18 protein-coding genes are annotated in these 18,529 nt (G+C 57.7%); 12 read left to right on the top strand and 6 right to left on the bottom strand.

Annotated features, from left to right (window positions below; genetic code table 11):
- Positions 1 to 3: 3 nt before the first annotated feature.
- Positions 4 to 873: a ribokinase gene (locus AC2FIZ_RS15270; protein WP_142637396.1), complete on the top strand. Its 870-nt coding sequence runs from the start codon at positions 4 to 6 to the stop codon at positions 871 to 873.
- Here AC2FIZ_RS15270 and msrA read toward each other — a convergent pair.
- The 3 genes from msrA to AC2FIZ_RS15255 all read right to left on the bottom strand — a co-directional run bounded on the left by msrA (position 870) and on the right by AC2FIZ_RS15255 (position 3,293).
- Positions 870 to 1,541 carry a peptide-methionine (S)-S-oxide reductase MsrA gene (gene msrA, locus AC2FIZ_RS15265; RefSeq protein ID WP_142637394.1) on the bottom strand — a complete coding sequence of 224 codons (672 nt, stop codon included), beginning with the start codon at positions 1,539 to 1,541 and terminating at the stop codon, positions 870 to 872. The two genes, AC2FIZ_RS15270 and msrA, sit on opposite strands and share 4 nt — an antisense overlap.
- A gap of 96 nt (positions 1,542 to 1,637) precedes the next feature.
- Positions 1,638 to 1,919, bottom strand: coding sequence for an SCP2 sterol-binding domain-containing protein (locus tag AC2FIZ_RS15260; RefSeq protein ID WP_142637392.1), 282 nt, complete (start codon positions 1,917 to 1,919; stop codon positions 1,638 to 1,640).
- A 147-nt stretch (positions 1,920 to 2,066) separates the two neighbouring features.
- Entirely contained in the window at positions 2,067 to 3,293 is a 1,227-nt protein-coding gene (locus AC2FIZ_RS15255; RefSeq protein WP_142637390.1) for an argininosuccinate synthase, read from the bottom strand.
- A 177-nt stretch (positions 3,294 to 3,470) separates the two neighbouring features.
- Between AC2FIZ_RS15255 and AC2FIZ_RS15250 the strand changes: the two genes are divergently transcribed.
- Complete coding sequence (locus tag AC2FIZ_RS15250) at positions 3,471 to 4,196, top strand: hypothetical protein (RefSeq protein WP_281973390.1); 726 nt, start codon at positions 3,471 to 3,473, stop codon at positions 4,194 to 4,196.
- 57 nt (positions 4,197 to 4,253) lie between these two features.
- Positions 4,254 to 5,480, top strand: coding sequence for a threonine ammonia-lyase IlvA (ilvA, locus tag AC2FIZ_RS15245; protein WP_496791282.1), 1,227 nt, complete (start codon positions 4,254 to 4,256; stop codon positions 5,478 to 5,480).
- A gap of 125 nt (positions 5,481 to 5,605) precedes the next feature.
- On the opposite strand, the gene AC2FIZ_RS15240 is transcribed toward ilvA, so the two are convergent.
- Positions 5,606 to 5,935, bottom strand: a complete 330-nt coding sequence (locus tag AC2FIZ_RS15240; RefSeq protein WP_425595915.1) for an Hpt domain-containing protein — start codon at positions 5,933 to 5,935, stop codon at positions 5,606 to 5,608.
- Positions 5,936 to 6,022: 87 nt separating this feature from the next.
- Between AC2FIZ_RS15240 and AC2FIZ_RS15235 the strand changes: the two genes are divergently transcribed.
- Positions 6,023 to 7,357, top strand: coding sequence for a PP2C family protein-serine/threonine phosphatase (locus tag AC2FIZ_RS15235; RefSeq protein ID WP_496791281.1), 1,335 nt, complete (start codon positions 6,023 to 6,025; stop codon positions 7,355 to 7,357).
- Here the strand turns inward: AC2FIZ_RS15235 and AC2FIZ_RS15230 are convergent.
- Positions 7,354 to 7,797, bottom strand: coding sequence for an NUDIX hydrolase (locus tag AC2FIZ_RS15230; protein ID WP_271950593.1), 444 nt, complete (start codon positions 7,795 to 7,797; stop codon positions 7,354 to 7,356). The genes AC2FIZ_RS15235 and AC2FIZ_RS15230 overlap by 4 nt on opposite strands.
- A 76-nt stretch (positions 7,798 to 7,873) precedes the next feature.
- Here AC2FIZ_RS15230 and hslO point away from each other — a divergent pair, with 76 nt between their 5' ends.
- From hslO to AC2FIZ_RS15190, 8 genes are all read left to right on the top strand, one after another.
- Positions 7,874 to 8,851, top strand: a complete 978-nt coding sequence (gene hslO / locus AC2FIZ_RS15225) for an Hsp33 family molecular chaperone HslO (RefSeq protein WP_142637378.1) — start codon at positions 7,874 to 7,876, stop codon at positions 8,849 to 8,851.
- Positions 8,835 to 9,440, top strand: coding sequence for a CoA pyrophosphatase (locus AC2FIZ_RS15220; protein WP_142637601.1), 606 nt, complete (start codon positions 8,835 to 8,837; stop codon positions 9,438 to 9,440). The genes hslO and AC2FIZ_RS15220 overlap by 17 nt, the downstream gene beginning before the upstream one ends.
- The gene (locus tag AC2FIZ_RS15215; protein ID WP_425595917.1) at positions 9,440 to 10,591 is read left to right on the top strand and encodes a CCA tRNA nucleotidyltransferase; all 1,152 of its coding nucleotides are present in this window, start codon (positions 9,440 to 9,442) and stop codon (positions 10,589 to 10,591) included. The genes AC2FIZ_RS15220 and AC2FIZ_RS15215 overlap by 1 nt, the downstream gene beginning before the upstream one ends.
- 190 nt (positions 10,592 to 10,781) lie before the next feature.
- The gene (locus AC2FIZ_RS15210) at positions 10,782 to 12,620 is read left to right on the top strand and encodes an ABC transporter ATP-binding protein (protein ID WP_281973395.1); all 1,839 of its coding nucleotides are present in this window, start codon (positions 10,782 to 10,784) and stop codon (positions 12,618 to 12,620) included.
- Entirely contained in the window at positions 12,617 to 14,449 is a 1,833-nt protein-coding gene (locus AC2FIZ_RS15205; RefSeq protein ID WP_281973396.1) for an ABC transporter ATP-binding protein, read from the top strand. The genes AC2FIZ_RS15210 and AC2FIZ_RS15205 overlap by 4 nt, the downstream gene beginning before the upstream one ends.
- A 38-nt stretch (positions 14,450 to 14,487) precedes the next feature.
- Positions 14,488 to 15,717: a class I SAM-dependent RNA methyltransferase gene (locus AC2FIZ_RS15200; RefSeq protein WP_281995821.1), complete on the top strand. Its 1,230-nt coding sequence runs from the start codon at positions 14,488 to 14,490 to the stop codon at positions 15,715 to 15,717.
- 20 nt (positions 15,718 to 15,737) lie between these two features.
- On the top strand, positions 15,738 to 16,523 hold the full coding sequence (locus tag AC2FIZ_RS15195) for an ion transporter (RefSeq protein ID WP_142637599.1): 786 nt from the start codon (positions 15,738 to 15,740) through the stop codon (positions 16,521 to 16,523).
- Positions 16,524 to 16,580: 57 nt separating this feature from the next.
- Positions 16,581 to 17,099 (top strand): L,D-transpeptidase family protein, encoded by a 519-nt coding sequence (locus AC2FIZ_RS15190; protein ID WP_142637369.1) that lies wholly within the window; start codon positions 16,581 to 16,583, stop codon positions 17,097 to 17,099.
- Here AC2FIZ_RS15190 and AC2FIZ_RS15185 read toward each other — a convergent pair.
- Positions 17,083 to 18,528: a nodulation protein NodH gene (locus tag AC2FIZ_RS15185; RefSeq protein WP_282027497.1), complete on the bottom strand. Its 1,446-nt coding sequence runs from the start codon at positions 18,526 to 18,528 to the stop codon at positions 17,083 to 17,085. The two genes, AC2FIZ_RS15190 and AC2FIZ_RS15185, sit on opposite strands and share 17 nt — an antisense overlap.
- Position 18,529 lies beyond the last annotated feature (1 nt).

Raw genomic sequence — 18,529 nt, 5'->3', positions numbered from 1 at the left:
GCCATGACAATCTGGAATCTAGGATCGATCAACGCAGACATGATTTATGATGTGCCACACCTGCCGGGCGCGGGTGAGACGCTTTCGGCCAACCGTTTGGATCGGTTTCTGGGCGGCAAGGGCGCGAATATGTCCGTCGCCGGCGCGCGGGCCGGCGCGCGGGTGGCGCATATTGGGGCCATAGGGCCCGACGGGCGCTGGGCGCGTGACAGGCTGACCGAATATGGCGTCGATACCCGTTGGATTGCCGAGGTTTCAGATCCTACCGGGCATGCCATTATCGCCGTAGACGCCGAGGGTGAAAACAACATCATCCTGTTTCAAGGCGCAAATCATGCAATTACGTCAGATCAACTAGGCCAGGCGCTGTCATCGGCGGATCAGGGTGATCTGATTGTGACGCAAAACGAAACCAACTTGCAGGTCGAAGCCGCAAAATTGGGCCGCGAAATGGGGCTGACTGTCTGTTACGCGGCGGCCCCTTTTCAAGCCGATGCAGTGCGGGCGGTTCTTCCGTATCTGGATTTCCTGATCCTAAATGAGGTCGAGGCCGAGCAGCTGCGGCAGGCAACCGGACAGGGCCTGTCCGAGTTGGGGATAGAGCATGTCATTGTGACCCTCGGATCAAAGGGCGCGCGATATCATCATAAGGGGACGACCTCGGATTTTTTGGCTTACAAGGTTCAGGCGGTGGACACAACTGGTGCGGGCGATACGTTCACAGGTTACGTTCTGGCAGGAATGGATCGTGGCATGCCGATGGAGCAGGCCATATTGCAGGCAAACCGGGCTGCCGCGTTGATGGTGACACGGCACGGTACGGCGGATGTCATTCCTGATCTGAAAGAAGTGCGCGAAGCGCGCTTTGATTAAGACCCGGCAAAGGGCGCGTCACTGCCCCACAGCTGTTTGACGCGGGCGTCGCGACCGCAGGCTTTGCGATAGGCCTTATAGGCGTTGTGCTGGCGTTTGGGACCAAACCGCGTAAAGACCAGTTTTTCGCCCTTATAGTAATCCTGATGATAGGCTTCGGCCGGGTAAAACCGGTCCTGTTGCAGGATCGGGGTGACAATCGTTTGACGCAGGACGTTCTGCGCTTTGGATTTTGCAGCCTCGGCCAACGCCTTTTCGCCTGTGTTAGAGACGAAAATCGCTGTGCGGTAACTCTCTCCCCGGTCGCAGAACTGTCCGCCCGCATCCGTAGGGTCGACCGAGCGGAAAAACAGGTTCAGCAGGGTTTCACGGGAAACACGGGCTGGGTCAAAGGTAATCTGAACCGCCTCGTAATGGCCTGTGCCGCCTTTGGACACCTCGCCATAGGTTGGGTCGGCGGTTGCGCCGCCGGTATAGCCCGAGACCGCATGAATCACCCCTGGCACGGATTCGAAATCGGATTCAACGCACCAGAAACATCCCCCGGCCACAGTCAGCGTTTCGGTCCCGGCAGCGGGTGCAGGGGCGGCGCGCAGCATTGCGACGATGAGGATCAACGCGAATAAAAGCCATGGCTTGACTGCATCAAGATATGTGGTTCGGATCATGGTGGGTCTCCTTCCATGATCAGACTGCCTTGGGAAAACTTCAGGCGCAACGCGCTGACATCTGTTCTCACGCGCTGGTGAGACGAGTTTATCGCCTCAGCCCAGCAACTGCCCCAGTTTCATCGCCACACCCATATTGCCTGAGATCTTGAGCTTGCCCATGGCAATACCGGTCATCGGGTTCAGCTTGCCGGTCAGCAGCTTGGTTAGGTTCTCTTGTGAGATACGAATGGTGCAATCAGTGTCCCGATCCTGCGTCGTCGCCTGATTGTCGGCCAGAACAATCACACCGGCATCACCGCAATCGAATTTCAACGACCCATCGAAGTTTTTGCCATTCAGACCGCTCTGAATACCTTCTGCGATATCCTGCAACATGCCCCCTCCTTTGAGTGTTGTGACTTGGGTAAAGACATATCCTGCGGTGGAGCAAGAGTGACCTGACGGGAGGTGGCAAAAATGGGCGCATAAAAAACCCGGCATCCTGAGGGGCTGCCGGGTCTTCAGGTCAAAATCTCAGCTGTCTTACTTTGACAGCCGTTTGTCGCGTGCTGCCAGCAGTTTCAGGCGTAGGGCGTTCAGTTGGATGAATCCCGCAGCGTCTTTCTGATCGTAGGCACCAGCATCCTCTTCGAAGGTCACGTGCGCCTCGGAATACAGCGAGTGTTCCGACCAGCGGCCAACGGTCGATGCCAGACCTTTGTACAGCTTCACGCGCACGGTGCCGGTGACATGATCCTGAGATTTGTCGATCGCGGCCTGCAGCATCTCGCGCTCGGGCGAGTACCAGAAGCCGTTATAGATCAGCTCTGCATATTGAGGCATCAGCTGGTCCTTCAAATGCATCGCGCCCCGATCCATGGTGATGGATTCGATGCCACGGTGTGCTTCCAACAGGATTGTGCCGCCGGGTGTTTCATAGATACCGCGCGATTTCATGCCAACAAAGCGACCTTCGACCAGATCGAGACGCCCAATGCCGTGCTTGCCGCCATATTCGTTCAGCTTGGTCAGGATGGTGGCCGGGCTCATCGCCTCGCCATTGATGCTGACCGCGTCACCTTTTTCGAACCCGATCTCGATGAATTCTGGTTTATTCGGCGCGTCCTCGGGGTGGACCGTGCGCTGATAGACGTAATCGGGCGCCATATCGGCGGGGTCTTCCAGAACCTTGCCCTCGGATGAGGTGTGCAGCAGGTTGGCATCAACCGAGAACGGTGCCTCACCCCGCTTGTCCTTGGCGATCGGAATCTGGTTGGCCTCGGCAAATTCCAGCAGCTTGGTGCGGCTGGACAGGTCCCACTCGCGCCACGGGGCAATCACCTTGATGTCAGGGTTCAGCGCGTAAGCGGCCAGTTCGAACCGCACCTGATCGTTGCCCTTACCGGTCGCGCCATGAGATACGGCATCCGCTCCGGTCGCCTCGGCAATCTCGACCAGACGTTTCGAGATCAACGGTCGCGCAATCGAGGTGCCCAGCAGGTACAGGCCCTCATACTGCGCATTGGCGCGGAACATCGGAAAGACGAAATCGCGGACGAATTCCTCGCGGATGTCCTCAATATAGATGTTTTCGGGCTTGATCCCCAGCAGCTCGGCCTTCTTGCGGGCGGGCTCCAACTCCTCGCCCTGACCCAGATCGGCGGTGAAGGTTACGACCTCACAACCATACTCGGTCTGCAACCATTTCAGGATGATCGAGGTATCAAGGCCACCGGAATAGGCCAGAACAACTTTCTTGGGCGCGGACATCTGACTTCCCTTTATGCGTAGAACGACTGGCCCCTAGCGGGTTTTGAACGCGGGGGCAAGTTATCTGCGTTGACGCAGGTCGGGATTTGGGGTGAAACAGAAGGAAAGAAAACAAGGATTGGTTGAAGGGATAGATTTCAGATGTTGGGTTGGCAGATTTTTGCACATTCGGTGCGGATGGTTATTGGGAATCTCAAACAGGTTTTGCAGATTACGTTCGGGCCATCTTTGGTTGCGACAGCGGTGATTGTCGCCCTGTTTTTTGTATTGGACGTTCCGCTGGATCAACTCAATACAACCACCGGAGAGTTGCCTGCAGGCGTTTCGAGCGGATCGGCGATTGGCTTCCTGGTGGGCTTTATGGTCGTGATATTTGTGACGATGTTCTGGATTGTGGTGTCGTGGCACCGCTTTGTCCTGCTTGAGGAATATCCAAGAGGTATATTCCCAACCTTCCGGTTCGATAGAATTCTGGCCTATTTCGGGCGGGTTCTTCTGTTGGGTATCCTGATGGCCATCGCGTTCCTGCCGGCAGGCGCGGTACTTTCAGCGCTGGGCGGTGGAGCATTGTCAGTTGTGTTTGTCATTGTCCTTGTCGTCTTCCTCATCATCGGCTTCTACCGTTTGTCCATAATCCTGCCCGCAGCAGCGATTGGGCAACCGTTGACACTTGGGCAAGCTTGGAACAACACCGCCGGTGCGGGTGGTGCGATCATCGTTCTTTTGCTTGTAAGCTTTGTGTTCCAGGTAGTGGTCCAGTTGGTCTTTACAGCGCTCGCTTTCATCCCGGTTCTGGGTGTTTTACTCTCACTGTTCTTTGGGGTTCTGGTTTTGCCGCTGATCAATGTCAGTATCTTGACCACCATGTACGGCGTGTTCGTTGAAAAACGCCAGCTGACCTGAACTCGTACACATATGTATTCCTTGCTCTTTCAGCGATGATGGGGCAGGGAAACCGGCATGAATGATTTCATGACCCGCGCCCGCGCTGCCGAACAGGCGATGCGCTCTGTGTTTCCGGTGACGCCTCTGCAGCGCAATGCCCATCTGTCTGATCGTTTCGGGGCCGATATCTGGCTGAAACGTGAGGACCTCAGCCCGGTGCGGTCCTACAAGATCCGCGGTGCGTTCAACGCCATGCGCAAACAGCAGGGGCAGAACCTGTTTGTCTGCGCCAGCGCGGGAAATCATGCGCAGGGCGTGGCCTTTATGTGCAAGCACATGGATGTGAAGGGTGTGATCTTCATGCCCGTGACGACGCCGCAGCAGAAAATCCAGAAAACTCGTATCTTCGGCGGCGACAATATCGAGATTCATCTGACCGGCGACTATTTCGATGACACGTTGGCCGCCGCGCAGGCGTGGTGCACCGAACAGGGCGGCCATTTTCTGTCGCCCTTTGACGATGTTGATGTGATCGAAGGGCAAGCCTCGCTTGCGGTTGAGATCGAAGCGCAGTTGGGTGGGTTGCCGGACCACATCCTTTTGCCAGTAGGCGGTGGCGGCATGTCTGCGGGCGTGGCTACGTGGTTTGGCGATCGAACCCATTGCCTGTTTGTGGAACCCAAAGGAGGTGCCTGTCTGCACGCGGCAATGGCAGCAGGACATCCGGTGGCATTGGATCAGGTGGACAATTTCGTTGACGGTGCTGCGGTTGGTCGGATCGGTGAAAAACCGTTCGAATTGCTGAAATCCCGTCATCTGTCGGATGCTCTGGTCCTGTCCGAAGACCGCATATGCACAACCATGATCGAGATGCTGAATGTCGAAGGCATCGTTCTGGAACCCGCCGGGGCCCTCGCGATTGAGGCGCTGAGCGATATTCAGAGTTTTATCCGAGGGAAAACTGTTGTCTGCTTAACCTCTGGTGGCAACTTCGATTTCGAACGTCTGCCCGAGGTCAAGGAACGCGCGCAGCGCTATCTGGGGGTGAAGAAATACTTCATCCTGCGCTTGCCACAGCGCCCTGGCGCATTGAAAGAGTTCCTGAACATCCTTGGCCCCGAGGATGACATTGCGCGGTTTGAATACATGAAGAAATCGGCACGTAACTTCGGCTCGGTTTTGATTGGTATCGAAACCCGCAAGCCCGAAAACTTTGCCCGTCTGTTCGCGCATCTTGATGAAGCCGGGTTCACTTTTACGGATATCACCGAGGACGAGACCCTCGCCCAGTTTGTGATCTGAGAAAATGACCAGACTGCAAAGTTGTCTGTCGCGGCGATGGATCAGCTGCGTTTGAAACACACAATATACAGGGCCGGGTTGTCACCCATCGCTAGTGTACCTGTTTGCTGCCTGTACGCCGCCGCTCAGAGCTCGTTCAATCCTGCCTGAAACTCCGTTGCTGAGGTCCGGAATGTGCCGACTATTTCGGCGATATCGACGGTTGCGGCCTGACCCTGTGCCGAATGGCGCTCACCATCTTGGCAGAGCCTGGCCAATGTCCTGAATCCCAGACTAAGCGCGCTGCCCTTCAAGGAGTGTAGATGCTGTTCGAAGTCAGACCGATCATCATCGACCTGCAAATGCTCCAGGCCTTGTTGCACCTCATCGAGAAAGATTTCCACTACCTCGTTAAACTCGTCGGCGCCGACCTCGTCCCGCAGCTGTCTGACCCTGGACCAGTCGATCATGGCCATCCTTTCCCTAAAGATAACGACCCGATTATCACTACAGGCCGTTGGTAAATCCGTGGTTAAGATGGATGCATTTACGACCTTCACAGGATGTTAAACAGCCGTGCGCTAGGGTCGTCCCGTTCCGCATTATGTGGCAGAGCTGAGGGTCAGGTGGCAGAGGTCAGTCAGGCAGAAACAAAGGCAGAGCTGGATTTTGGTGCGATTCGCAAGGTGCTGGTCGTTGATGACAGTCGTCTGCAACGTCGCATCCTTGTGGCCTCGCTGAAGAAATGGGGCTATGAGGTGCTCGAGGCCGATAGCGGAGAGGCCGCCATCGAAATCTGTGCTGCCATGTCCCCCGATCTGGTCCTGAGCGACTGGGTCATGCCGGGGATGAGCGGGCTGGAATTCTGTCAAGCATTTCGGGCGCTGGAGAATGACGAATACAGCTATTTCATCCTTCTGACTTCAAAAAGCGAAAAGCAGGAGGTTGCGCGCGGACTGGATGCCGGGGCGGATGATTTTCTGATCAAACCTCTTGAGGCCGATGAATTGCGGGCGCGCATATCTGCGGGCGCACGGATATTGGATATGCAGCGTGAGCTGTCTGATAAGAACCGAATGATCGAGACCGCGCTCGAAGAACTGAAAGTGGTCCATGATGCGATCGACAAGGACCTGATTCAGGCGCGTAAGATACAGGAATCTCTGGTCCCCGAACTCACGCGTGATTTCGGTAGGTCGCGTATCAGCATGTTGCTGAAACCTTGTGGGCATATCGGTGGCGATCTGGTGGGAATGTTTTCACCGGGGGTCAACCGTGTGGGGTTTTACAGCATCGATGTGTCCGGCCACGGCATCACCTCGGCGATGATGACAGCACGGCTGGGCGGGTATCTGTCCAGCAAACATTTCGATCAGAACGTGGCGATGGAAAAGCGGTTCGATAAATTTTACGCATTGCTACCACCTGATCAGGTGGCAGAGATGCTCAATTCCCGCCTTATGGCCGATGCTGGCGTCGAAGAGTATTTTACCATGGTCTATGCCATTATCGACCTGCGAAACGGACATCTCAAGATGGTGCAAGCAGGGCATCCGCATCCGCTGTTGTTGCGACAGGATGGTGGGACCGAGTATCTGGGGCAAGGTGGTTTGCCCATCGGACTGTTGCCGGATGTCACGTTTCAGCGAACCGATACCTACATGAAGCCCGGTGACAAGCTGTTGCTATATTCAGACGGGTTCACGGAATGCCGGATGGCGGATGGATCCCTGCTGGAAGAAGAGGGGCTGTGCAGAATGGTGACGGATTGTGCCATCGATCTCAGCGGGCCCGAATTTCTGGACGATATGTTCTGGCGGCTGACACAGGCCATGGATCCGGACCAGGGTATGGATGATGACGTATCTGCGGTTTTCTTTGAATACAGCGGGCCTTAAAGCCCCATCAGGTGTCCCGAAGCGAAATGTCGGTCGCCGCTGTTGCCCAGCATCTGCGCGGCATCCGCACTGTCCAGCCAAAGGGCTTCGTGGAATGGCTCTGAAGGTGGACCTATGCGGCGCACAGGGCGGGCTCGATATATCAAACAGACCTTTTCGGCCCACAGGTCATATTCGGGCATGTATGTGAAACGGCGAAAGGCGCCGACCCGCCGCGGGCTGGCAATCAACCAGCCGGTTTCTTCAAAGACTTCGCGATGCAGGGCGGTGATGGGCGATTCGCCCGGGTCAATACCGCCACCCGGCAACTGCAGATCAGGGCCGGGCTCGGTCTGGCAGGTCAGCAACAGATGTCGTCCTCGAGGCAACAATGCGTATACACCCACACGTCGTGTGTATTTGCGCCCCGCTTGTGGGGTTTCACCGAACCGTCTGATCATGTATGGCCCCTTACAACCCGAAATCTTCGACCTATATGCTGGCGGTATGCCAATCTGTGGCGTTTAAGGAAACCCCATGTCTCTTGGAACAAAAATCGCGTGGGACGACACCGTCCTGCCCTTTCAACTTGATATACCGGATATGCGCGGACGCGTGGCGCGGCTGGACGGAGTGTTGGACGGCATTCTGAAACAGCACGACTATCCCGAAAAGGTCGAGGCTTTGGTGGCCGAGATGGCCTTGCTGACTGCTCTGATCGGCCAGACCGTCTCGCTGCGCTGGAAGCTGTCGCTTCAGGTTCAGTCCAAAGGCGCCGTTCGGATGATCGCAACCGATTACTACGCTCCGCAGGCCGAGGGCGAACTGGCCCGCATCCGCGCCTATGCCAGTTTTGACCCGGACCGCCTGACCGATTCCACACCGTTTGATCAGGTGGGTGAAGGCTATTTCGCCATCATGATTGACCAGGGCGAGGGCACGCAGCCTTACCAGGGGATCACACCGCTGGCTGGCGGCTCTCTCAGCGCATGCGCTGAGGCGTATTTCGCACAGTCCGAACAGTTGCCGACGCGGTTTTCACTGAGTTTCGGCAAATCAACTGAACCTGGCGTCGGTGAGCACTGGCGCGCAGGCGGCATCATGCTGCAGCACATGCCCAAAGCGTCACCATTTGTAGCCAATGCAGAGGGTGACGGTCAGATTCTGTCGGCGGATGATCTGGTTGACGGTGAAGAAGGTGAAAATTGGGGGCGCGTCAACATCCTTCTGGATACTGTTGATGACCTTGAACTGATCGGCCCTTCGATTGCGCCAACCGACCTGTTGATCCGGCTGTTTCATGAGGAACAGCCACGGGTTTATGATGCGCAATCGGTTCAGTTCGGCTGCACCTGCTCGGAAGAGCGCGTGCGCCAAAGCCTGTCGATCTATTCGGCGCGCGACATCGAAAAGATGACAACCCCCGAGGGCCAGGTCACCGCCGATTGTCAGTTCTGTGGTGCCCATTACGTATTGGACCCCGTCACCGTTGGCTTCGATGCCGGTGAGGCCTGATCCAACAGAACTGCTGCGGGCGGCCTTGAGCCACCCCGGCAACGGGTCCAGTGATTTCGATCTGAACCCTGATGCGGTTTTGCCAGCGGGGCGCAAGCTGCGTCCAGCCGGGGTTCTGGTTCCGATTCTTGTGACGAATGAGGCCCCGCGCCTGCTTTTGACCAAGCGCTCATCGGCGCTGAAACACCATCCCGGCCAGATCGCCTTTCCCGGCGGAAAACAGGATGAGACTGATCCGGATGTAACCGCAACCGCCCTGCGGGAAGCACAGGAAGAGATTGGCCTTTCCTCGGATATGCCTGAAATTCTCGGGCATTTGCCTACCCATGAAACCGTGACGTCTTTTGTCGTAACCCCGGTTGTCGCGATCCTACGAGACGGGTTCGACCCAATTCCTGAGCCGGGTGAAGTTGACGAAGTTTTTTCAGTCCCACTTGCGCATGTTCTAAACCCTGCGAATTATATCGTTGAGTCGCGTCGCTGGCGGGGCCAGCGGCGGTATTATTTCACCGTGCCCTATGGCCCTTATTACATCTGGGGGGCTACGGCCCGGATGTTGCGGGGCTTGGCTGCGCGGGTGAGTGAATGATGAAGCTATCAGAAAGCTGGGTTACAAATCCGGCAACCCAGACAGTCTGCGCCGTTTTGATCGATGCCGGTTTTCAGGCGCTTTTCGTCGGCGGTTGCGTCCGCAACGCGCTTTTGGGGGCGCCGGTCTCGGATCTGGATATTGCCACGGACGCTCCGCCCCAGCAGGTACTGGATTTGATGCGGGCGGCGGGGTTGAAGGCCATTCCAACTGGGATCGAGCATGGCACGATAACCGTTGTCAGCCAAAGCATCCCGCATGAGATCACGACCTTCCGGCGAGATGTCGAAACCGATGGCCGTCGGGCTGTTGTGGCATTCTCGGACAATGTTGATGAAGATGCCAGCCGGCGCGATTTCACCATGAACGCGCTGTATGCCCGCCCGGATGGGACGCTTTTGGACCCGCTGAACGGACTGCCCGATCTAAAGGCCCGAAAGGTTCGGTTCATAGGCAACGCCCAGCATCGCATCCGCGAAGACTATCTGCGGTCTCTGCGCTATTTTCGGTTTCACGCCTGGTATGGGGATGCCGAAGCCGGGTTTGATCCCGAAGCGCTGTCGGCCATTTCAACCAATCTGGACGGATTGGCAGGCCTGTCGCGCGAACGGGTTGGGGCCGAGTTTATGAAATTGCTGACCGCGCCTGACCCTGCGCCTTCGGTCGCTGCCATGCGCAGCACGGGCGTTCTGGCACAGATATTGCCGGGGGTTGAGGATCGATCACTTGCCCCGCTGATCGCCTTGGAACAGCAGGCTGGGGCAAAGCCCGAGCCGGTCCGGCGACTTTCCTCCATCGCCACGCCCGAGATTGCCCAGACCCTGCGTCTGAGCAAGGCCCAGATGCAACGCCTGACACGGATGCGGGATGAGGCCGCGGGAACCGCGGGCACTGCCGAGCTTGGGTTCCGTTATGGCGAAAAGGACGGCCTGCACGAAGTTCTGCTGCGTTGTGCTTTGTTGGAACAGCCCTGGTCCGAGGATAAGCGGCAAGCGCTCCGGGACGGGGCAGCAGCGGATTTTCCCGTGCGGGCCGCTGACCTGATCCCTGACTTTACCGGCCCGGCGCTGGGCAAGAAACTGGCCGAGCTTGAGGCGCGCTGGATCGCCTCGGGTTTCACCCTGACGCGCTCCGAGTTGCTGGTCGAGTAAATTGAAGTCTCAAAAGGGGATGACAAGCCTGATCGTTTGTGTTTTCTTGCGCCTGTAACATGAATGGAGGGATGCGAATGTATTACGGGATCTGGTTCGGCTAAAGCCATAACACTTGACCCGTAGGGGTGGTGTTCTGGCGCCATCTTTTTTCGCATGACTTGTTATCTGCTCAATCGGAGCACTCTCTATGTTTCGCTATTTCGAAAATCTCGTCGACCCTTTTGTCGACTACGAAGAAACCGACACGCCGCCGACACGGCTGTGGCCCTTTATGTTGAACTATTCCCGCCCTTTTATGCGGGTGTTCTTCTGGGCCGGATTGATTTCGGTCGTGGTGGCCGCGGTTGAGGTCGGTCTGATCTATTATATGGGTCGCGTTGTTGACTTGCTGTCCGCCCCGCCGGACGAAGTTTGGCAGACCCATAGTACGGAACTGATCCTGGTGGCGCTTTTTGTGCTGCTGCTGCGACCCATGCTGCATGTCGTTGACGTGCTGTTGCTGAACAACACGATCCTGCCGAATTTTGGCACTCTGATCCGTTGGCGCGCGCATAAGCACGTGTTGCGGCAATCGGTGGGCTGGTTCGAGAATGATTTTGCAGGCCGCATTGCCAACCGGATCATGCAGACGCCGCCCGCTGCGGGTGAGGCCGTGTTTCAGGTGTTTGATGCGATTTCCTTCTCGCTGGCATACCTGATCGGCGCAGCCATTTTGTTGATGACGGCTGATGCCCGGCTGCTGTTGCCGTTGTTGATCTGGCTCGTGCTGTATGGGTTTCTGGTGCATTGGACGGTGCAGCGGGTGGGGCCGGCTTCGAAGGCGGCCTCAGACGCGCGCTCGGCCGTAACGGGCCGGGTTGTGGACAGCTATACCAATATCCATTCCGTAAAGATGTTTGCCCATGGGGCACAGGAACTGGATTATGCGCGCGAAGCGATCGAGGAAACCCGCCGTACCTTTCAGGCTGAGATGCGGATTTTCACCATCATGGATGCGGTTCTGGTTGCATTGAACGGGTTGCTGATCGTTGGTGTGGTTGGCTGGGCGATTGCGCTGTGGATGCAGGGCAGTGCTACGGTCGGTGTGGTCGCGGCGGCCACAGCCCTGACCCTGCGCCTGAACGCGATGACCGGCTGGATCATGTGGGCGCTGACCAGTTTTTTCCGCCAGCTTGGTGTCGTTGCCGAAGGTATGGAGACGATCGCTCAGCCGATCGACCTGTTGGATGCGCCGCAGGCCAAACTCCTGCATCTGTCCAACGGCAAGATCGAGGTTCGTGATCTGTCGCATCATTACGGTCGCAAGACCGGCGGGCTGGACCATATCAACCTGACCATCGAGCCGGGCGAAAAGATCGGTCTGATCGGACGGTCGGGAGCTGGTAAGTCGACCCTAGTTAAGCTCCTACTTCGGTTCTACGATGTGGAGCAGGGGGCCATTTTGATCGACGATCAGGACATTGCCCGGGTCACTCAGGACAGTTTGCGCATCCATATCGGTATGGTGCAACAGGACAGCGCGTTGCTGCACCGCTCGGTGCGCGACAATATCCTCTATGGCCGCCCCGAGGCTTCCGAAGAGCAGATGATTGCCGCGGCCAAACAGGCCGAGGCGCATGAGTTCATCCTTGACCTGCAGGACCCGAAGGGGCGTACCGGCTATGATGCGCATGTGGGCGAGCGGGGCGTGAAGTTGTCAGGTGGTCAGCGGCAGCGGGTGACGCTGGCGCGGGTGATCCTGAAGGACGCGCCGATCCTGTTGCTGGATGAGGCGACCTCGGCGCTGGATTCCGAGGTCGAAGCATCGATTCAGGAAACGCTCTATGGCATGATGCAGGGCAAATCCGTGATCGCGATTGCCCACCGCCTCAGCACCATTGCCCAAATGGATCGCATCCTGGTGATGGATGGCGGCCGGATCGTCGAGCAGGGCACCCATTCCGAATTGCTGTCACACGGCGGGCTTTACGCCCAGTTCTGGGCACGGCAATCTGGAGGCTTCCTGAACACGGAGGCAGCTGAGTGAAACTTGCCGATCTCATAGATCCGTTCAAACCCACCGAAACGCCCCCGCCGCAAAGGCTGGGGGCGTTCATTCGCTGGTGCCTGTCCGGAGCTTGGCCGATGATCCTTGTCGCCTCCGTGTTTTCGGCCTCTGCCGGGGCGATGGAGGCCGGAACCGCCTGGATGCTGGGTCTGGTGATCGACATGGCAAACGAAAGCGGGCCGGATGGGGTTCTGACGGCGGGCAATCTTTGGATAATTGGAGGGGTCGCCGCATTTTTCATGCTGCTGCGACCGGCGCTGTTTGGTCTTTCGGCCTTTTCCAACAACTATATTGTCATGCCCAATATCCCGCCCCTGGTTCTGGCCAAGCTGAACCGGTGGACTTTGGGTCAGTCTGTGAGCTATTTCGACGACGATTTTGCCGGGCGGATCGCTCAGAAACAGATGCAAACTTCGAACGCGATGGCCTCGGTCGTGTCCGAGACGATAAGCGCAATGGTATTTGCGCTGGCGTCTTTGGCAGGGACATTGCTTTTGTTAGGGTCTATTCATCTGCTGGTCATGCTGCCCTTCGCCGCCTGGTTGGCGGTGTATTTCCTGCTGATCCGCTGGTATTTGCCACGCATCCGGGCACGCTCAGCGGCGCGGGCCGGGGCGCGGGCGATGGTGTCGGGGCAGGTGGTCGACACGATCACCAATATCAAAACCGTCAAGCTGTTCGCCCATTCCGAGTTCGAGGATCAGGCGGCCCGAAACTCGATGGTCGATCTGCGCCACAAGATGCTGGCCTTTGGCAAGCTCTCCGCCAGTTTTAGGTTCATACTGATGGTTCTGGCCGGGGTGTTGCCCGTGCTGTTGCTGGGGGTGACCTTGCTGCTGTGGCGGTCCGGGATGGCCAGCGCTGGCGATATCGTTGCGGCGGGCGCGATGTCCGTGCGAATTTCGCAGATGACCGGCTGGGTCAGTTTCACGCTGATGGGGCTCTATGCCAATGTTGGTGAGATCGAGAATGGCATGAAGACGCTCGCCAAGCGCGACCGGGTCGAGGATGCGGCAGGGGCAGCTAGGCTGAGCGTGCCAGAAGGTCAGATCGAGTTTGACCATGTCAGCTTTGCCTATGGCGGTGACATCGGCGGCGTGACCGACGTGCACATGACCGCTCATCCCGGCGAAAAGCTGGGCATCGTGGGCGCATCCGGTGCGGGGAAATCCACGCTCGTTTCGCTTCTACTCAGGCTCTATGAAGGGGAAAACGGCGCAATTCGGATTGATGGGCAGGATGTGTCACAGGTGACGCAGGACAGTTTGCGCAGTCAGATCGGGATGGTCACGCAGGAAACGGCGATGTTCAACCGCTCGGCGCGCGAGAATATCTTGTATGGCCGCCCCGACGCCTCAGAAGATGATATGATCGCGGCTGCGCAAAAGGCCGAGGCGCATGAGTTTATCCTTGGCCTGCGGGATGCCCATGGCCGCAAGGGCTATGATGCGCATCTGGGCGAGCGCGGCGTCAAGCTGAGCGGCGGTCAGCGGCAGCGGATTGCGCTTGCACGCGCCATCCTGAAAAACGCGCCGATTCTGGTGCTGGATGAGGCGACCTCGGCCTTGGATTCCGAGGTCGAAGCCTCGATTCAGACCGCGTTGCATCGGGTGATGCAGGGCAAAACGGTATTGGCGATTGCACATCGGCTGTCGACGCTAAGCGAGATGGACCGGATCGTCGTTCTGGATCAAGGGCAGATCGTTGAAATGGGAAGCCATGACGACTTGCTGGAACAAGGCGGGCTTTATGCCCGGTTCTGGGATCGCCAATCGGGCGGGTTTATTCAGGCCGCCGCCGCCGAATAAGGGTTTTGTTGTGGGTAAAGCCCAGCTATCAGGCCCTCATGACGCAGCATTACAGCATTTTACGCCTTGGTCATCAGGGCGACGGCATCGCCGACGGACCGATCTACGCCCCCCGCACCTTGCCGGGGGAGGTGGTCAGCGGGACATTGGTTGGTCAAGTGCTGAGCGACATACGGGTCGAGACCCCCTCGGACCAGCGGGTCAAAGCACCGTGCCGGCACTACAAAGCCTGCGGCGGATGTCAGCTACAGCATGCCGCAGATGATTTCGTCGCTGATTGGAAGGTTGAGGTCGTGCGCAACGCACTGGCCGCGCAGGGGCTCGAGGCCCCGATGCGGCCGATCTATACCTCGCCGGAACGATCACGGCGACGGGCTACGATTGCGGTTCGGCGGACCAAAAAAGGCACCATGGCCGGGTTCCATGGCCGCGCCTCGGACACGATCACCGAAATCTCTGATTGTCATCTGCTTGATCCGGCCCTGATTGCAGCTGTTCCCGTGGCCGAGGCGCTTGCCCCTTTGGGCGGTAGCCGAAAGGGGGCGTTGGCCGTTACGTTGACCCTTTCCGAGGGCGGTTTGGATGTCGCCGTCAAAGGCGGCAAACCGCTGGACGGTCCGTTGGAACTGGCCCTGGCACAGGCGACCGAGGCACATGGGCTTGCGCGGCTCAGCTGGGATGGCGAGGTGATCGCCTCGCGCCACGCCCCGGTTCAGCGATTTGGCGTGGCGGCTGTCGTGCCGCCTCCGGGGGCATTCCTGCAGGCCACGAAGGACGGAGAACAGGCTCTATTACAGGCAGTTCTGCAGGCAACCAAGGGCGCCAAGCGGGTTGTGGACCTGTTTGCGGGTTGCGGGACATTCTCATTGCCACTGGCCGAGGACGCCGAAGTACACGCGGTTGAGGGTGAGGCCCTGATGACCACCGCTCTGGATCAAGGCTGGCGTCGCGCGCAAGGTCTGAAACGGGTCACGACCGAGGCGCGCGACCTGTACCGCCGCCCATTGATGCCTGATGAGCTGAAGAACTTTGACGCGGTTGTCCTGGACCCGCCCCGCGCCGGGGCTGAGGCGCAGGTGGCCGAGCTGGCGCAGGCGCAACCGGCAGTGATCGCCTATGTCTCATGCAATCCGGTCACCTTCGCGCGGGACGCAAAAAATCTGATTAACGCAGGCTATACCCTTGAATGGGTACAGGTGGTTGACCAATTTCGATGGTCGTCACACACGGAACTTGCCGCGCGGTTTGCACTGAACCCCGCATCATGACCAAACAGGAGAGTTTCAGAATGGGGCTTGCCCAGCGCCTGCATGATATCACTGAAAACCCGACCTTCGGTCGGTTCATCACTGGTGTCATCATCTTCAACGCCATCCTGCTCGGCATGGAAACCTCACCGACGCTGATGGAGGCCGCGGGCCCTTTGATCGTGGTGTTGGACAGCCTCTGCCTAACGATTTTCGTGGCCGAGATTGCGATGAAGCTGGTCGCAACGGGGCGGCGGTTCTTTACCAATGGCTGGAACCTGTTTGACTTCATCGTTGTTGGCATCGCTCTGATCCCAAGCGCCGGCGGTCTGTCGGTGCTGCGGGCCTTGCGGATCCTGCGGGTCTTGCGGGTGATCTCGGTCGCACCACGGCTGCGCCGGGTGGTCGAGGGTTTCATCTCGGCCTTGCCGGGCATGGCCAGCGTTTTCCTGCTGATGGCGATCCTGTTTTACATCGGCGCGGTAATTTCGACCAAGCTGTTCTCGGGCACATTCCCGGACTGGTTCGGCGATTTGGGCCTGTCGGCTTATACGTTGTTCCAGATCATGACGCTGGAAAGCTGGTCGATGGGCATCGTGCGCCCGGTGATGGAGGTTTATCCCTATGCGTGGGTATTCTTTGTGCCTTTCATCATGGTTACGACATTTGCCGTGGTGAACCTGTTGGTCGGTCTGATCGTGAATTCAATGCAGGATGCCCATCACGCCGAGGATGAGGTGAAAACCGATGCCTATCGTGATGAGGTGCTGGAAAGGCTGGAATCCATCGAACGCCGTTTGCTTGAGCAGTCGAACAGCAAAAAGTGATTTCAGTTTTCTGGATTTCTGGCATAATCACAAAAAAAGCAGAAGCAGGCATTAAACATGGATCGTCGAGCATTTGGAATGGGTGCTGTGGCTACGCTGGGTCTTTCGGCCTGCGCCTCGGCCAACCCCAGATTTCTGGCCTATGATGGCCCCGAGGTGACCTCTATGGTCATCAACAAAAGCGCGCGGAAGCTTTATCTTCTGCACAATGAACATGTCCTCAAGGAATATAAGGTCGATCTTGGCTTTGCCCCCAATGGCACCAAAACAAAACGCGGCGACGGCCGCACGCCAGAAGGCACCTATCTGATCGACCGGCGCAATCCCAAAAGCCGCTATCACCTGTCGCTGGGGATTTCCTATCCGGATTCGAAGGATATCGCAGAGGCCAAGGCTGCGGGCGTTGATCCGGGCGGTGACATTTTCATCCACGGCGAGCCGAAAACCCGGTCCGAGAAAAAGCGAGCCAAGAAGCAATCGGATTGGACGGCAGGGTGCATCGCTGTCAAGAATGAAGAGATCGAAGAGATCTATGCGATGGTGAATCGCGGCACAGTGATTACGCTGCGCCCGTAGCCGGCTTCCAGACGTCAAACCCGAATTGCATATAGTCGCGCTGGTAGGTTTCGGCCGCCAGCGCCTCAAGTTTGGTGTCATAGATATCGCTCAGTGAAAACGGGATATCTGGTCTGGTATTGCCGGGCGCGGGCGGGCTGTCATGACCCAGCCGCCGCGCCAGATTCGGCAGGGCAGTTGCAATTTCTTCCTCGCGCAGGATTAGATCCGGCAGGGCAAAACCGACTACGCCCTCCAACACCTGCGCCTGACTGCACCAAACGCCGTCAACGCGCACAGGGGTTTGTCCCGCCAGGTTTTGCCGCAGGAAGGTCAGAAAAGCCGAGAATGCCTCATAATGCTGCTCGATGGGGTAGTTTTCAGCGCGTAACTGTCCGGGGATCGGAAGCTTGAACCGGTTGCGCAGCATATTGCGGATTTTCAGATAGGCGCCGGGCTCGGTGCTGAGGATATAGGAACAAAAGGCCGAATGTGCGCGTACCAGCGGGTGCCGCACCACGGTGAATTTGCGATGCCCCGGATGATCCTGTAACCACTGGCGGGTCTTTTTGCGGTTTTGATCAGTGATCAGGTCATCCGCACTGATTGAATCAAGCGCAGCCATCCATTGCTTCACAACCCCTTCGATGCCGCTCCGCACGGGCAGATACATTAACGGGGTTTTCGGCGTGGCGACATAGGTCGCAACGGCCGCGCCACGCCGGGGTTCAAAATTCGGAGTTCTGTGCAGGCTGAAGCTGTCGATGCGCGACAAGGCCTGTTCGGTCTCATCAGGGTTTGTCACCTTGGACAAGGCCGGCTCAGGGTTCTGGGGTTTGAGCGTGTCGTCGATCGTGGTCAACCGGCCCGATACCCCAAGCCAGGCCGCCAGGCCGTTCAGGCTTTCGAGCCGGTTCAGATCGTCGTAAGCGATGAAAAAGGCGGTTTGCCCGCTGGCCTGAAGATGATGCAGCAAAGTCAGTTGAAAGGCCTGTTGCTGGTCCAGATAGGTTTCGAACTCACGAGGGTTGAAGGCGATCTGCTCGGTGCGCCGCCGTTTGACGTTTTTCAGCTGCCATTGCTTGGTCTCGCGCGCGATCTTCAATGAGATATAGCTGTCCAGAGGGTTGCGCGTCAGAATGATCTTGGCGCAACTCGGGTCATCCAAAACAGGCTCTAACACACGCGGATCGTGGCCCTGGAAAAAGCGAAACCCGTTCATTTCACCGTCAGCTGATCGGATGGCGTTCAGCAGGGTTTTAGGGTCATTGTCGCGTTCTTCGAGAGTGACGCCCAGCAGGCTGTCCCCCTTTAGCCTGCCAATGAAATGAGGATTGAAGGCCTCACCATGGCTGGAGACACCTTCCAATGCGTTCAGATTTGCCTCAAGCAGGTTCGATCCGGTCCGCATGGCGGCAAGTATTACGAAATAGTCGAATTTGGATGACATG

The organism is Ruegeria sp. CDSB022 (genome assembly GCF_059611145.1).
The sequence above is the reverse complement of the archived record's forward strand: the minus strand, read 5'-3'. Positions and strand labels throughout refer to the sequence as shown.

Bases quoted from the DNA above. Each gene is read 5' to 3' on its own strand.
- AC2FIZ_RS15210 (WP_281973395.1), top strand. From the start codon at position 10,782: ATGTTTCGCTATTTCGAAAATCTCGTCGACCCTTTTGTCGACTACGAA.
- AC2FIZ_RS15220 (WP_142637601.1), top strand. From the start codon at position 8,835: ATGCCGGTGAGGCCTGATCCAACAGAACTGCTGCGGGCGGCCTTGAGC.
- AC2FIZ_RS15195 (WP_142637599.1), top strand. From the start codon at position 15,738: ATGGGGCTTGCCCAGCGCCTGCATGATATCACTGAAAACCCGACCTTC.
- AC2FIZ_RS15240 (WP_425595915.1), bottom strand. From the start codon at position 5,935: ATGGCCATGATCGACTGGTCCAGGGTCAGACAGCTGCGGGACGAGGTC.
- AC2FIZ_RS15250 (WP_281973390.1), top strand. From the start codon at position 3,471: ATGGTTATTGGGAATCTCAAACAGGTTTTGCAGATTACGTTCGGGCCA.
- AC2FIZ_RS15200 (WP_281995821.1), top strand. From the start codon at position 14,488: ATGACGCAGCATTACAGCATTTTACGCCTTGGTCATCAGGGCGACGGC.
- AC2FIZ_RS15185 (WP_282027497.1), bottom strand. From the start codon at position 18,528: ATGTCATCCAAATTCGACTATTTCGTAATACTTGCCGCCATGCGGACC.
- AC2FIZ_RS15230 (WP_271950593.1), bottom strand. From the start codon at position 7,797: ATGATCAGACGGTTCGGTGAAACCCCACAAGCGGGGCGCAAATACACA.
- hslO (WP_142637378.1), top strand. From the start codon at position 7,874: ATGTCTCTTGGAACAAAAATCGCGTGGGACGACACCGTCCTGCCCTTT.
- AC2FIZ_RS15235 (WP_496791281.1), top strand. From the start codon at position 6,023: ATGTTAAACAGCCGTGCGCTAGGGTCGTCCCGTTCCGCATTATGTGGC.
- AC2FIZ_RS15260 (WP_142637392.1), bottom strand. From the start codon at position 1,919: ATGTTGCAGGATATCGCAGAAGGTATTCAGAGCGGTCTGAATGGCAAA.
- ilvA (WP_496791282.1), top strand. From the start codon at position 4,254: ATGAATGATTTCATGACCCGCGCCCGCGCTGCCGAACAGGCGATGCGC.
- AC2FIZ_RS15190 (WP_142637369.1), top strand. From the start codon at position 16,581: ATGGATCGTCGAGCATTTGGAATGGGTGCTGTGGCTACGCTGGGTCTT.
- AC2FIZ_RS15270 (WP_142637396.1), top strand. From the start codon at position 4: ATGACAATCTGGAATCTAGGATCGATCAACGCAGACATGATTTATGAT.
- msrA (WP_142637394.1), bottom strand. From the start codon at position 1,541: ATGATCCGAACCACATATCTTGATGCAGTCAAGCCATGGCTTTTATTC.
- AC2FIZ_RS15255 (WP_142637390.1), bottom strand. From the start codon at position 3,293: ATGTCCGCGCCCAAGAAAGTTGTTCTGGCCTATTCCGGTGGCCTTGAT.
- AC2FIZ_RS15215 (WP_425595917.1), top strand. From the start codon at position 9,440: ATGAAGCTATCAGAAAGCTGGGTTACAAATCCGGCAACCCAGACAGTC.